Below are 12,462 nucleotides of genomic sequence, written 5' to 3' on the forward strand. Positions count from 1 at the left end.
GGGCAGGCGTGTCAGATCCTTCCCGAGATCGCGACGATCCGTACGCGGGCCGGCGGCCGACCAGCCACGAGCGGATGAGCGGGCAGCCGTGGGACGCGTCGTACGAGGACGGACCCGCGCCCTGGGACGTCGACGGGCCGCAACCCGCGGTCGTACGCCTCGCGTCGCGGGGCGCGTTCACCGGGCCGGTCCTCGACGCCGGCTGCGGGACGGGCGAGAACGCCCTGCACCTCGCCGCCCAGGGACTGTCCGTCGTCGGCGTGGACGTCGCGGCGACGGCGCTCGCGATCGCCCGCGGGAAGGCCGACGACCGAGGCCTCGACGTCGAGCTCACCGTCGCCGACGCCCTTCGGCTGGAACGGCTCGGCCGCACGTTCGCCAGCGTCCTGGACTGCGGGTTGTTCCACACCTTCGACGAGCAGGAGCGCCCGGAGTACGTCGCCAGCCTCGCGACGGCGACCCGTCACGGGGGAACGGCGTACGTCCTGTGCCTGAGCGACGTCGGGTCGGACCTCGGGCCGCATCCTGTCAGTCGGGGCGCGTTGACCGCGACGTTCGACGAGAGCACGGGCTGGGCCGTCGTCTCCGTCGAGGAGGAGCGGATCGAGACGCGGTTCCACGACCACGGAGCTCCCGCCTGGCTGGCGACGGTCCGCCGGCGCTAGACCGCCGCCCTCGTCAGTCGAGGCAGAACTCGTTGCCCTCCGGGTCGGTCATCACGATGTGGCCGGCATCCATCGGGGACTCGGGGTCGTGACGGCGTACGCGGGTCGCCCCGAGCGCGACGAGGCGCTCGCACTCCCCCTCCAGCGCGGCCATGCGCGCCTCGCCCTCCAGCCCGGGCGCCGCGCGGACGTCGAGGTGGACGCGGTTCTTGGCGACCTTGTCCTCCGGCACCTGCTGGAAGAAGAGGCGCGGACCCGCTCCGTCGGGGTCCTCGACGGCCGACCGGGAGTTGCGCTGATCCTCCGGCACGCCGAGACGCGCCAGGAAGTCGTCCCACGCCGCGAGCGGGTCCGCGCCCTCGGGAAGCTCGACGCCGGGCGGCCCTGGGTGGACGTAGCCGAGGACGTCCCGCCAGAAGGACGAGAGCGCCCGCGGGTCGTGGGCATCGAAGGTGATCTGGACTTCACGGCTCATGGCGTCACTCTGGCACGCCGCGCCGACACTGCGGCCTCAGCTCACCGCGCGCTTCACGAGCTCCTCGACCCGCGCCGCGTCGGCGTCGGTGAGCTCCGTCAGCGCGTACGACGTGGGCCACATGCTTCCCTCGTCGATGTTCGCCGCGGCCTCGAAGCCGAGGGTCGCGTACCGGTCGTCGAACTTGCCCGCGGCCTTGAAGAAGCACACGACCTTCCCGGCCTTGTCGGCGTACGCGGGCATCCCGTACCAGGTCTTGGCCTCCAGATCCGGTACGACGCGGGTGACGATGGCGTGGATGCGCTCGGCCATCACGCGGTCCGAGTCCCCCATCTCGTCGATCTTCGCGAGCAGCGCCTTGAGGTTGTCGGCCTTCTTGGCCCCGCCGCGCCCGCTCGCCTTGAGCTCCTCGGCGCGCTCCTTCATCGCCGCGCGCTCCTCGTCGGTGAAGCCCGGGGCGGAGGTGGTCTTGGTGCTGGTCTTCTTGTTCGTGGTCATCGCGGGTCGCTCCTCGGCGAGTGGTTCGGTGTCCGGCGCGGTTGCGCCGTGATCCCTACGATTCCGTACCGGCGCGGGCGGGGCTTCTCGATTCGTGATCGGTTTGTCCGCGGCGTCAGCCGAACGACTCGGGGCCGAAGCGGCCCCACACCACGACGACCGCGAGACCGAGGTAGGTGAGGTTGAGCAGCGCGTGGGCGTACTCGTGCCGCCGGGAGGTCACGACCGCCGCGCCGACCATGATCACGCCGACACCTACGGCCGCGAGCGGAACCAGGACCGGCACGATGTCGAGGGCGGCGGGCAGGACCAGTCCGGCCGCGGCCAGCAGCTCGAGCGCCCCGAGCGTCTTGATGAAGCCCGGGCTGACGTCGTTCACCCACCCTCCACCGGGCGCCTTGGCGAGCTTCTCCCGAGGGATGAACAGCTTGTTGGCACCCGCCACGAGGAAGATGGTGGCCAGCAGGCCGGTGATGATCCACAGTGCGAGGTTCATGCGTCTCTCCCGTTCCGTTACGTCTGCCCCTCCGGGCCCGTCATCCCGATGACGGCACCCGCACGTGGGAGGTAACAGCATGAGCCGATCCGCCGGTGACGACGCCGTGGCGGCCGCGTTCGAGGAGCACCGTGGACGCCTCGTCGCCGTCGCCGCCCGGATGCTCGGGTCGCGGGCGGACGCCGAGGACGCCGTGCAGGAGGCCTGGCTGCGGCTGTCGCGCCAGGACCCTGACGCGATCGACAACCTCGCCGGCTGGTTGACCACCGTGGTCGGGCGCGTGTGCCTCGACATGCTGCGCGCGCGTCGGGCACGGCCCGAGGCGTCGTACGACGACGAGCTGCCCGCGCTGGTGGTCACCGAGGACGAGGACGCGGCGCCCGAGGACGAGGCGGTGCTGGGCGAGTCGGTCGGCCTCGCACTGACCGTCGTCCTCGACACCCTCCGTCCGGCGGAGCGGCTCGCGTTCGTGCTCCACGACCTGTTCGCCGTGCCGTTCGAAGAGATCGGCCAGATCCTCGACCGGTCGCCGGACGCGGCCAAGATGCTCGCCAGCCGCGCCCGGCGGAAGGTGCAGGGCTCCGCGGAGCCGAGCGAGCGGCACCGGCAGCGCGAGGTCGTCGACGCGTTCCTCGCCGCGGCCCGTGGGGGTGACCTCGCGGCGCTTCTGAGGCTGCTCGACCCGGACGTGACGTGGCGGTCCCGCACCGCACGCGGGGTCATCGTCAAGCACGGCGCGGTCGAGGTCGCCGACCGGGCGGCACGGGCCGTCGCGCACGCGGCGGCGGTCGTGCGTCCGGTCCGCGTCGACGGCGAGGCCGGCATCGTCGTGTGGAACGCGAACGGCAGGCCGCTGGCCGTCATGGCCTGCACCGTCGTCGACGCGAAGATCGTCGCGATGCGGTCGGTGACCGACGCCGACCGCCTCGCGGCGATGGACCTCCCGGAGTTCCCCGGCTGACACCGTCCCCGGTGCGAGGCGACCCGAAATGCCGGAGAGTGACCTCCGTGAGCGAGCACTCGGACGCCTTTCCCCGGACCGCCCGTGACACCGCAGGTCGCCTGGTGCTGCGACGTCACGCCGACGTCATGGAGGCCGCGCACGATCCGGCCGTCTTCTCGAACGCGGTGTCGCGGTTCCTCCAGGTGCCGAACGGACTCGACGGCAGCGAGCACGCGATGTTCCGGCGGATGCTCGACCCGTTCTTCGCGCCGGACCGGATGGCGGTGCTCGCTGCGGACCTCGCGGTGGTCGCCCGAGGCGTCGTCGCTGAGCTCGGTGCCGGAGCGTTCGACGCCGTGGAGGACCTCGGCGCGCGCTTCGCCGTACGCGCCCAGTCCGCATGGCTCGGCTGGCCCGCCGAGCTCGAGGACGTGCTGCTCGCGTGGGTCGCCGACAACCGCGCGGCCAGCCGGTCCGGCGACACCGCCCGTACGAGCGACGTCGCCGCGCGCTTCGACGCGATCGTCCGCGCCCTGCTCGACGCCCGGCGCACTGCGGGCGAACCCGCGGACGTCACGGCAGAGCTGGCAGGACTGCGGACCGAGGACGGACGCACGCTGACCGACGACGAGATCGTGTCGATCCTGCGCAACTGGACCGGCGGTGACCTGTCGTCGCTCGCGCTGTGCGCCGGCGTGGTCGTGCACTGGCTCGCCACCCACCCGGAGCACCAGTCCGTGCTGGCCGAGGCCGACGACCCCGGTCTCGATGCAGCGATCGTGGAGGTGCTCCGCCTCGACGACCCCTTCGTGTCGAACCGCCGGGTCGCGACCGTCGACACGTCCGCAGGCGGGTGCCCCGTGAGCGCTGGTGAGCAGGTCGTCCTCGACTGGCGAGCGGCGAACCGCGACCCTGAGGCGATGGGCGACCCGGACGCGTTCGACCCCGAAGGCCACGCCGCCGCGAACCTCGTCTACGGCGCGGGGCCGCACGTCTGCCCGGGGCGCCCGCTCGCGACGCTCGAGCTCCGCCTCCTCGTCCGCGCGCTGCTGGCAGCAGGACGGGTCACGCTCGACGCGTCGCGGCCGCCGACGCGGGAGGAGCCACCGGTGGCGGGGTTCCGGACGGTGCCGGTCCGGGTGCAGTGATCGGGCGAAGGTCGCCGCGTACGGAAGGAGAGGACAGATGAAGTTCCGCGCCGAGGTGGAACCGCCGGAGCCGATGAAGGGGTTGGAGGTGCCGCCCGAGATCGTCGCGTCCCTGGACGGGGGCGCGCGGCCCCGCGTGACGGTCACGATCAACGGCCACACGTGGAGCACGCGGATCGCGATCATGCGCGGCCGCAACCTCATCGGGCTCAGCAACGCCAACCGCACCGCCGCCGGCGTGTCCGTCGGCGAGCAGGTCGAGGTCGAGGTGGCGCGCGACGACGTCCCCCTCACGGTCGAGGAGCCCGAGGACCTCGCGACGGCACTCGCCGCGGACCCGGCCGCGCAGGCGGCGTACGACCGGCTCACGGTGAGCCAGAAGCGGCAGCACGTCCGCGTGATCGAGGCTGCGAAGAAACCCGACACGCGTGCACGTCGTGTCCAGAAGGCGATCGACGACCTGCGGGGGACCGCGCGGTGACCGCGGAGACCGACCGTCCGGACGCGGGCCCCTTCTACCACGGGACGAAGGCTGCGCTCGAACCCGGCGGCATCCTCTCCGCTGGCTGCACCTCGAACTACGGGACGCGGCGGAAGGCCAACTTCCTCTACTTCACCGCCACGCTCGATGCGGCGACCTGGGGCGCGGAGCTCGCGGTGGGCGACGGTCCGGGGCGGATCTATCGCGTGGAGCCGACCGGACCGTTCGAGGACGACCCGAACGTGACGGACAAGAAGTTCCCGGGCAACCCCACGCGGTCCTACCGCACGAGAGATCCGCTGCGCGTGCTCGGCGAGGTCGCGGACTGGGAACCCCACCCGCCCGAGGTGCTCCAGCACATGCGCGACCACCTCGAGGAGCTGAAGCGCCAGGGCATCGAGGCCATCGACGAGTGATCGCGACCGATGACTCCTGCCCGCGGCCACGGTCGACCCGTAGGCGGCACAACGAGGAGCGTTACTCACATGGGCGGGCAGCACGCATGGCGGTGATCGAGGACGTCCGGGCGCTGGGGTCCGAGCTCGAGCGCTCGTACGAGGTCTACGTACGCGGTCGTGTGAAGTTCCGCGTGAAGCAGATCGTGTACGTGGCGTTCTCGCTCGACGAGACCGTGATGGGATTCGCGTTCCCCAAGGAGGAGCGGGAGGCGCTCGTCGCGTCCGAGCCGCACAAGTTCCAGATGCCGTCGGAGTCGGACCTGCGCTTCAACTGGGTCCACGCCGACCTCGCGTCCCTGGATCGGGCGGAGGCCCGCGAGCTCGTCGTCGACGCCTGGCGCATGGTGGTCCCGCAGAAGCTGTCGCGTGCCTACGACCTCGCGCATCCCCACGGCCCAGGCTGAGATGATGGCGGGATCCCCACCGCAACCAGTGAGGGGGCGTCCAGCATGGACGACGACCACTCCACGCAGGTGACGGTCCGCTACCTCGTCGACGACGTGCAGGCCGCGACCGAGTTCTACAGCAACCACCTCGGATTCTCCGTGGGCTTCGCGCGTCCTCCCGCCTTCACCGAGGTGCTGCGAGGCTCGTTGCGTCTGCTGCTGTCGGGACCGACGAGCTCCGGCGCCCGCGCCACTCCCGCAGAGCTGAACGTGCCCGGGCGCAACCGCCTCCTCCTCGTCCTCGACGACCTCGATGTCGAGATCGCGCGCCTCGAGGCAGCAGGGCTGGCCTTCCTCGGCGACGTCGTCGAGGGACCCGGCGGTCGCCAACGCCTGCTCACCGACCCGGCCGGGAACCTCGTCGAGCTGTTCGAGGCGGCGAAGGAGGGCTCGGCCTAGCCTCGCTGAGAGCACGGAGGCTCCGCGCCAAGGTCGGGATCATCACCGTCGCGGCGACGAGGTGCAGCCCCAGGAGCGTGGTGATGGTGGCGGTGCTCGCGTCGACGAGGAAGGGCGGGACGAACGAGAGCGCAGTCAGCGCCACAGTCGTCCGTACGAACCGGTCGGCGGGCCGTGTGCTCCGACGTCGCAGTGCCGCGGCGATGACCACGCCTACGACCGAGAAGAAGCCGGTCATCACGGCGACCCCGGGCAACGGGATGGTCTCGCCGCCCTCGGGGATCTCGAGGGAGACACCGGCAGCGCGGGCGATCGCGGCGACGAGGGTGGTGGCGACCATCGCCACGAGGGTCGCCCCCAGTCCGGTGCCCGCGAGCCTGCGGAGCTGGTGGGCATGGCGGGTCTGGGCCGTCCCCGCGTCCGCGACGACTCGCGTGTCCTTCACGCGGGCTCACCCTTCCGGAGCCGTTCCGGCAGCGCGAACCGCGGGAACTGGTCGTCGTGGAAGGTCGTGATCTCGGCGATCGCTCCGCCCGAGATGCGGAGCACGTCGAGGGTCAGCGGGAGGTAGGCGTGCTCCTGGTCCTGCCAGAGGTAGAAGGCCACGGCGGGCTGACGGTTCGCGGACGTGGGGACGGCGCGGAGGCCCGTCATCTGGTCGAAGCCGTCCGCGATCCAGTCCGCCACCACCGCCTCGCGACCGACGTGCAGGCCCGGGGTGGGCGGCATCGAGCACCGGACGTCCTCGCGCAGCATGGTCGCGAGGGCGTCGACGTCCGTGGCCACGCTCGCGTCGGTGAAGCGGCGTACGAGCTCGCGCGTCCCGGTGTCCTCCTCGCCGCCGGTCCAGTCCTGCCGTTCGGCGGGGAGATGCTCGCGCATGCCGGCGCGGGCCCGCTGCAGCGCGCTGTTCACCGAGTTGACGGAGTCCCCGAGGAGCTCCGCGACGTCCTTCGCCGGCCAGCCGAGCACGTCCCGCAGGATCAGCACCGCTCGGGGTCTCGGCGCGAGGTGCTGGACGGCGACCAGGTAGGCGAGCTCGATCGTCTCCCGCGCGAGGGCGGCGGTCTCCGGCTCGTCGTTGTCGTCCGCGCGCAGCTCGTCGAGCAGCCGGTCCGGGTACGGCTGCAGCCAGAGCACCTCGCCGCCGGTGGCGGGCTCAGGGCGCCGCTTGGCGAGCAGGTCCAGGCAGGCGTTGGTCGCGATCCGGTACAGCCAGGCCCGGAACGTCGACCGGCCCTCGAAGGTCTCCCGCCGCCGCCACGCACGGAGGAACGTCTCCTGCACCGTGTCCTCGGCATCCTGGAACGACCCGAGCATCCGGTAGCAGTGCACGTGCAGCTCTCGGCGGTGCCGCTCAGCCAGCCTCGAGAACTCCGGCTCGTCGACGGTGCTCAGACCGCTCATGTCCCGCTCCTCCAGCCGCGTGTCCGTCCTCATCGCAACATCCTTCCGCCACCTCGTTGTCCCGTTGTAGGTGTGACGGGGAAGAGCGCGGCAACTCATCACCAGCAGGCCGCACGAGCGCCGCGGCCACGAACCGCAGCCGGCTTGCACCGCCGTGCCACCGCGCGAAAACCTGGAAGCGTCGCACCCGACCATGGAACGGATCACCGTGGAATCCCTGAGCAACCGCCAGCTCAATCGGGCAACGCTTGCCCGTCAGCTCCTGCTGGAAAGGGAAGCCAGGTCGGCCGAGGAGGTGATCGGCCACCTGGTCGGACTCAACGCGCAAGACCCCGAACCCCCCTACGTCGGCCTCTGGTCACGCATCCGTGACGCGCAGCCCGACGCGCTGGAGACGCTGCTGCACGATCGAACCGTCGTACGCGGTTCACTGTTCCGTGGAACGCAGCACATCGTGCTCGCCCGTGACTACTGGTGGATTCAGGAGCTGTTGCGCCCCATGCTCGTCCGGGTGCAGCGCAACGCCTTCGGCCGAGCGACGTCGGGGATCGACCCGGAGGAGCTGGTCGCCACGGCGCACTCGTTGCTCGCTGACGGGCCCCTCACCCGTCCCGATCTCGGGCGAGCGCTTGCTGAGAAGTGGCCCGACCGAGACCCGATGGCGCTGGCCCGGTCGGTCCAGTTCCTGACTACCGTGGTCCACCCGCCGCCGGACGGCACGTGGGAATGGCGCGGCAAGACGCCGTTTCTCAGCGCAGCTCGCTGGCTGGGGGCGCCCCCCGAAGACGCCCCCGACGACCCGGCGCAACGACTGGTCCTGCGATACCTGGCCGCCTTCGGACCCGCTTCGACGCGGGACGTGCAGGCATGGAGCGGGCTGACCGGCCTGCGGCATGCGATTGCTGAGCTGCGGCCGAGGCTGCAGGTCTTCCGAAGCGAGGAGGGCCGTGAGCTCTTCGACCTGCCGGATGCGCCCCGGCCAGATCCTGACGTCGACGCTCCCGTCCGGTTCCTGGCGCCGCTGGACAACGTGCTGCTGGCTCATCACGACCGCAACCGGGTGGTCGATGACGAGCAGCGCAGGCACACCTTCCTCGAGGCCGCGATGACCCTCGACGGATTCGTGCACGGCTTGTGGCGAGTCCGGCACGTCGACACGACCGCGACGCTGATCGTCCGGGTTTTCCAGCCTGTTCCGAAGCGCGCGAAGGACGAGGTCATCTCGGAAGGGTTGAAGCTCTTGCGCTTCGTCGCGCTCCGCGCGGACGAGCAGGACGTCCGGTTTCACGAGATCGATTCTCCCTGGCCACCAGGAACTCCCTGGAGCTGCTGGCCCAAGAAGGCCGCACGCAGGTCCCGCTAGCCAAGAATGCCCCGCCTCGTCAGCCGAACTCCTTCGACATGTCGATGAAGCGCGAGCAGTGTGCCTGGAAGGTGAGCACGGCTGCTCCTTGTTCCACCTCGCGGATCGTACTGACGCTTGTCCGGCCGAGATGGTTGGCTTGGCCCCAACCCGACGAAAGCGAACCGAACGACGATGGACAACGACCCCGAGATGGTTGCCGAGCTCGACCGCCTGAACGAGGCGGTCAAGGCGGCTCCCGCCGGAGACACGGCGGCGCAGATCGCACTGTGGCAGCAGGTCGCCCGGTTGGAGCGCTGGTTCTTCCTCGCTCGAGGCTCGGCCGAACAACCTCGTCCGTACGCCGTGGCGTTCGAGCACGGCCCGATGATCTGCCTCTACAGCAGCGCCGCACGGGCGAGCGACGCCGGCCGTGTCCTCCGGTTGGCCGACGCCGACGGTGGACCGGTGCCGCTGTTCGGCGTGCCGATGCCCGCCGCGATCGACTACGTCGCCGCGTTCGGACAGTCCGGCGTCGCCGGCGTGACCTTGGACCATCCGCGCATCGGCCACTACATCCCGTTGGCGAACCTTGGTCTGCTCAAGGGCTGGATCGAGGAGCCGGCGGAGTGAGCGGCACTCATCCGGACGACGGCTTCATCGACGTGATCGCGTCCGAGGTGGAGGCCGACCCCGGCAACCTGGCACTGCGCGAGGACTTCGTCACGCTGCTGCTGGAGCACGATCCGGACCGCGCCAGCACCGAGCTGCAGGCGTTGGAGGCGCTCGGCGGCGATCCCGCGCGGACCCGACTTCTGCGCGCCCGGCTGATGGCCGCGCGCCTGCGCACGTCCAACCCGGTCCCGGCCCCTGCGCCGACCGACACCGACGCGGCCGAGGAGGGCAGCAGCGCTGCTGCGCCCGCGTCGTTGTGGGACGCCGAGCGCCCTGCGGTGACGCCGGACGACGTCGCGGGGCTCGCCGAGGTCAAGCAGCACCTGGACACCACGTTCCTCGCCCCGCTGCGCAACCCCGAGCTTGCAGCGGCCTTCGGGCAGAGGCCCGGCGGGTCGCTGTTGATGTACGGCCCGCCCGGCTGCGGGAAGACGTTCATCGCCCGGGCGATCGCCGGCGACCTCGGAGCGTCCTTCATCCACGTCACGGTCGCCGACCTGCTCAGCAAGTGGATCGGGGAGAGCGAGAAGGCGGTCCAGAGCGTGTTCCGCGATGCCCGCGCAGCAGCGCCGTGCGTCATCTTCTTCGACGAGTTCGACGCGCTCGGCGGACGACGTACGTCCGGTGGCGGCGGGTCGCAGTCGATGCGGATGCTCGTGACCCAGCTGCTCGAGGAGCTCGACGGTGTGGCGAGCACGAACGACGGCGTCTACTTCCTGGCTGCGACGAACCGGCCGTGGGACATCGACTCCGCGCTGCGCCGACCGGGTCGGATCGACAAGACGGTGCTGGTGCTGCCGCCGGACGCGACCGCCCGCGCGGCGATCATCCGTGGGGCGCTGGAGGGCAAGCCGGCCGACGATGTTGATGTCGTCGCCGTGGCGACGGCGACCGAAGGATTCTCCGGTGCTGACCTCAGTCACCTGGCGACCACGGTGCTGCAGCAGGCGATGGCCCGGTCGATGAGCAGCGGGGCCCTCGTGCCTGTCACGACCGCCGCGATGCTTGCCACGGTCGGCAGCATCGTCCCGTCGACGACGTCCTGGTTCGACCAGGTGGCGCCGGTCCTGGAGTACGGCGTCGACGATGGGACGTTCGACCAGCTCCGGGCGTACCGAGTGAAGCGAGGCATGCGATGACCCCCGACCTCGCACGCTCCGACGACCCAGGCGCTGCGGAGCGGGACCTCGACCTCGCGTGGGAGCTCTTCGGCGCCCAGCCCACGCATCCCAAGGTCGCCGAGCTGGCGCTCCGGGTGCTCGCCGTCCAGCCGGAGCGGAGCAGCGCGTCGCTGCTGCTCGGCAACCACCGCGAAGCCTGTGGCGCGACGGACGAGGCGCGGCGTCTCTATCTGCGGGTGGCGGGCCGTCGCGACAGCCAGTTCATCAACGCGGCTCGTGCCGTGCGGCACCTGGCGGCTGCTGAGCACGACTATCCCGAGGCGCTGCAGTGGGCGCGCACCGTGCTCGGCGAGAGCCAGGAGGAGTGGGACGACTGGATGGAGCTGGGCAGCGCACTGGCGTTCTCCGGCGAGCACGACGACGGGTGGCACCAGCTCGACGAGGCGGTGGCGCTGTGTGCTCGGACGGCGCCGGACGAGCTCTCCACGGCACTCGGGTTGCGTGCGGTGTACCTGCTGGGGAGCTTCGCGCCTCCCGACCGGTTCGTCCCCGCGGCGGAGGAAGCCATCCGTGCCGATGCGGCGGACTCCTGGGTCTCGGTGATGCTGGGGTGGGCCTACCTGGTGCAGTACCGGTTCGCCGACGCCGAGCAGCTCGCTCGGCGGCTGCTGCGCGAGGATCCGACCGAGGGCCAGTTCCAGTACCTCTTGGGGACCGCGCAGACGATGCAGCGGATCGTCGAGAACGCCGACGCGCAGGGTTACTCGATGGAGGACGTCCGACGCACCGGCGTGCTCGAGATGACCTGGCAGCAGCTCCGCGACCGCGAGCTCGGCATCGACCTGCGATCCGCGCTGGCCGCGTTGGAGGACGCGATGCCCGCCGACCTGCGCGCCACGTTGGCGCCCGGAGCCTCGTTCGCTGACGAGGCCGACATGCCCGGCGCCATGGCCGCGGACGATCTAGTGACCTGGCACGACGGCCAGCGGCCAGGCACCGGGTCTACCTGGCGGCAGCCCGAGCCGTTCCGCCTGATGTCCGCGGCCGAGATCCGCGCCATGACCAGCGCGATCGAGGCGGATCCCGCGGCGTACCCGGACTGGCCTGAGAACGACGCCTGGGAACCGGTGCTGACCGACGACGCTGGGGCGTACCTGGTCGTGGTGGCGTTCGGTGCACTGGTCAAGCGCCGCAGCGGGCAGCCCGACGAACCCGTCGCCGCATCGATGGCGGGCTGGATCTGGGACCGGGTGGCCGACTTCGGTGGTCGAGATCCGCGACCCCAACCGCGCACGGTGGCCGCCGACTCCAGCGGTGTCGAGGGGTCAGGAGACGGCGACCGCATCTTCGGGATCACCGACTTCGTCCCGCACGCGCCCGTCGAGCGGGAGGTCGTCGCGAGCTTCCGTGGGCGCGTGCCCGACGAGCTCGTCGCGATGTGGGAGCAGTACGGCTACGGGACCTTCGCCGACGGGTTCCTCCGGATCATCAACCCCTCGGAGTACCTGACGGCGGTCGGTGACTGCATCGGCAAGACCCAGGGCGACGGCATCGCCATCCCGATCATGGTGACGGGCCTCGGCGACCTGATCACCTGGGAACCCAGCGTGGGGGTCGTCGGCATCCTGTTCCGGGAGGGCCGCACCGTCGGGCTCGGCACCACGATGCGCACCTTCGTCCGACTCACGGTCCTTGATGGAGCCGAGGAGCTCTCGGAGACCTTCAACTGGGACCTCTTCCCCCAGGCGACCGCCGCTCACGGCGACCTGCCCTACGACAGGTCGTTCATCTTCGTGCCCCTGCTGTCGCTCGGCGGATCGGCCACGGTGGAGAACCTGCACATGCGCGACACGATCACCGCCATCCGGACGATGGTGGAGCTGCAAGGCGTGATCGGACACTGACCGG

The 12,462-nt window shown here is 71.1% G+C and carries 16 protein-coding genes; 11 read left to right on the forward strand and 5 right to left on the reverse strand.

All coding sequences use genetic code 11. The features are described from left to right. Positions 1 to 8: 8 nt before the first annotated feature. Positions 9 to 665, forward strand: coding sequence for a class I SAM-dependent methyltransferase (locus tag ACQSSQ_RS16080; RefSeq protein WP_431328124.1), 657 nt, complete (start codon positions 9 to 11; stop codon positions 663 to 665). A 13-nt stretch (positions 666 to 678) separates the two neighbouring features. Here the strand turns inward: ACQSSQ_RS16080 and ACQSSQ_RS16085 are convergent, their stop codons facing one another. From ACQSSQ_RS16085 to ACQSSQ_RS16095, 3 genes are all read right to left on the reverse strand, one after another. Then, positions 679 to 1,140: a VOC family protein gene (locus ACQSSQ_RS16085; protein ID WP_431328125.1), complete on the reverse strand. Its 462-nt coding sequence runs from the start codon at positions 1,138 to 1,140 to the stop codon at positions 679 to 681. A 36-nt stretch (positions 1,141 to 1,176) separates the two neighbouring features. Beyond that, positions 1,177 to 1,638 carry an iron chaperone gene (locus ACQSSQ_RS16090; protein ID WP_431328126.1) on the reverse strand — a complete coding sequence of 154 codons (462 nt, stop codon included), beginning with the start codon at positions 1,636 to 1,638 and terminating at the stop codon, positions 1,177 to 1,179. A gap of 115 nt (positions 1,639 to 1,753) precedes the next feature. Then, positions 1,754 to 2,134, reverse strand: a complete 381-nt coding sequence (locus ACQSSQ_RS16095) for a DoxX family protein (RefSeq protein WP_431328127.1) — start codon at positions 2,132 to 2,134, stop codon at positions 1,754 to 1,756. Positions 2,135 to 2,213: 79 nt separating this feature from the next. On the opposite strand from ACQSSQ_RS16095, the gene ACQSSQ_RS16100 reads away from it, so the two are divergent. From ACQSSQ_RS16100 to ACQSSQ_RS16125, 6 genes are all read left to right on the forward strand, one after another. After that, positions 2,214 to 3,095 carry a sigma-70 family RNA polymerase sigma factor gene (locus ACQSSQ_RS16100; protein WP_431328128.1) on the forward strand — a complete coding sequence of 294 codons (882 nt, stop codon included), beginning with the start codon at positions 2,214 to 2,216 and terminating at the stop codon, positions 3,093 to 3,095. 47 nt (positions 3,096 to 3,142) lie between these two features. Next, positions 3,143 to 4,225 carry a cytochrome P450 gene (locus ACQSSQ_RS16105; RefSeq protein WP_431328129.1) on the forward strand — a complete coding sequence of 361 codons (1,083 nt, stop codon included), beginning with the start codon at positions 3,143 to 3,145 and terminating at the stop codon, positions 4,223 to 4,225. A 37-nt stretch (positions 4,226 to 4,262) separates the two neighbouring features. After that, positions 4,263 to 4,706, forward strand: coding sequence for a YdeI/OmpD-associated family protein (locus tag ACQSSQ_RS16110; RefSeq protein ID WP_431328130.1), 444 nt, complete (start codon positions 4,263 to 4,265; stop codon positions 4,704 to 4,706). Beyond that, positions 4,703 to 5,122: an NAD(+)--rifampin ADP-ribosyltransferase gene (arr, locus tag ACQSSQ_RS16115; RefSeq protein ID WP_431328131.1), complete on the forward strand. Its 420-nt coding sequence runs from the start codon at positions 4,703 to 4,705 to the stop codon at positions 5,120 to 5,122. Before ACQSSQ_RS16110 ends, arr begins: the two co-directional genes overlap by 4 nt. 86 nt (positions 5,123 to 5,208) lie before the next feature. Then, positions 5,209 to 5,568: an MmcQ/YjbR family DNA-binding protein gene (locus ACQSSQ_RS16120; protein ID WP_431328132.1), complete on the forward strand. Its 360-nt coding sequence runs from the start codon at positions 5,209 to 5,211 to the stop codon at positions 5,566 to 5,568. 45 nt (positions 5,569 to 5,613) lie between these two features. Beyond that, the gene (locus tag ACQSSQ_RS16125) at positions 5,614 to 6,009 is read left to right on the forward strand and encodes a VOC family protein (protein ID WP_431328133.1); all 396 of its coding nucleotides are present in this window, start codon (positions 5,614 to 5,616) and stop codon (positions 6,007 to 6,009) included. Here ACQSSQ_RS16125 and ACQSSQ_RS16130 read toward each other — a convergent pair. Then, positions 5,948 to 6,454: a DUF6069 family protein gene (locus ACQSSQ_RS16130; protein WP_431328134.1), complete on the reverse strand. Its 507-nt coding sequence runs from the start codon at positions 6,452 to 6,454 to the stop codon at positions 5,948 to 5,950. The two genes, ACQSSQ_RS16125 and ACQSSQ_RS16130, sit on opposite strands and share 62 nt — an antisense overlap. Beyond that, positions 6,451 to 7,449 (reverse strand): RNA polymerase subunit sigma-70, encoded by a 999-nt coding sequence (locus ACQSSQ_RS16135; protein WP_431328135.1) that lies wholly within the window; start codon positions 7,447 to 7,449, stop codon positions 6,451 to 6,453. The genes ACQSSQ_RS16130 and ACQSSQ_RS16135 overlap by 4 nt, the downstream gene beginning before the upstream one ends. Positions 7,450 to 7,609: 160 nt before the next feature. On the opposite strand from ACQSSQ_RS16135, the gene ACQSSQ_RS16140 reads away from it, so the two are divergent. The 4 genes from ACQSSQ_RS16140 to ACQSSQ_RS16155 all read left to right on the forward strand — a co-directional run bounded on the left by ACQSSQ_RS16140 (position 7,610) and on the right by ACQSSQ_RS16155 (position 12,458). Further along, a complete protein-coding gene (locus ACQSSQ_RS16140; protein ID WP_431328136.1) occupies positions 7,610 to 8,779 on the forward strand; it encodes a winged helix DNA-binding domain-containing protein in 1,170 nt (389 codons plus the stop codon). 174 nt (positions 8,780 to 8,953) lie between these two features. Next, the gene (locus ACQSSQ_RS16145; RefSeq protein ID WP_431328137.1) at positions 8,954 to 9,391 is read left to right on the forward strand and encodes a hypothetical protein; all 438 of its coding nucleotides are present in this window, start codon (positions 8,954 to 8,956) and stop codon (positions 9,389 to 9,391) included. Next, positions 9,388 to 10,572, forward strand: coding sequence for an ATP-binding protein (locus ACQSSQ_RS16150; protein WP_431328138.1), 1,185 nt, complete (start codon positions 9,388 to 9,390; stop codon positions 10,570 to 10,572). The genes ACQSSQ_RS16145 and ACQSSQ_RS16150 overlap by 4 nt, the downstream gene beginning before the upstream one ends. Further along, entirely contained in the window at positions 10,569 to 12,458 is a 1,890-nt protein-coding gene (locus ACQSSQ_RS16155; RefSeq protein WP_431328139.1) for a T6SS immunity protein Tdi1 domain-containing protein, read from the forward strand. The genes ACQSSQ_RS16150 and ACQSSQ_RS16155 overlap by 4 nt, the downstream gene beginning before the upstream one ends. The last annotated feature ends 4 nt before the right edge of the window (positions 12,459 to 12,462 follow it).

Source organism: Mumia spirodelae (assembly GCF_050632745.1).
GTDB lineage: Bacteria > Actinomycetota > Actinomycetes > Propionibacteriales > Nocardioidaceae > Mumia.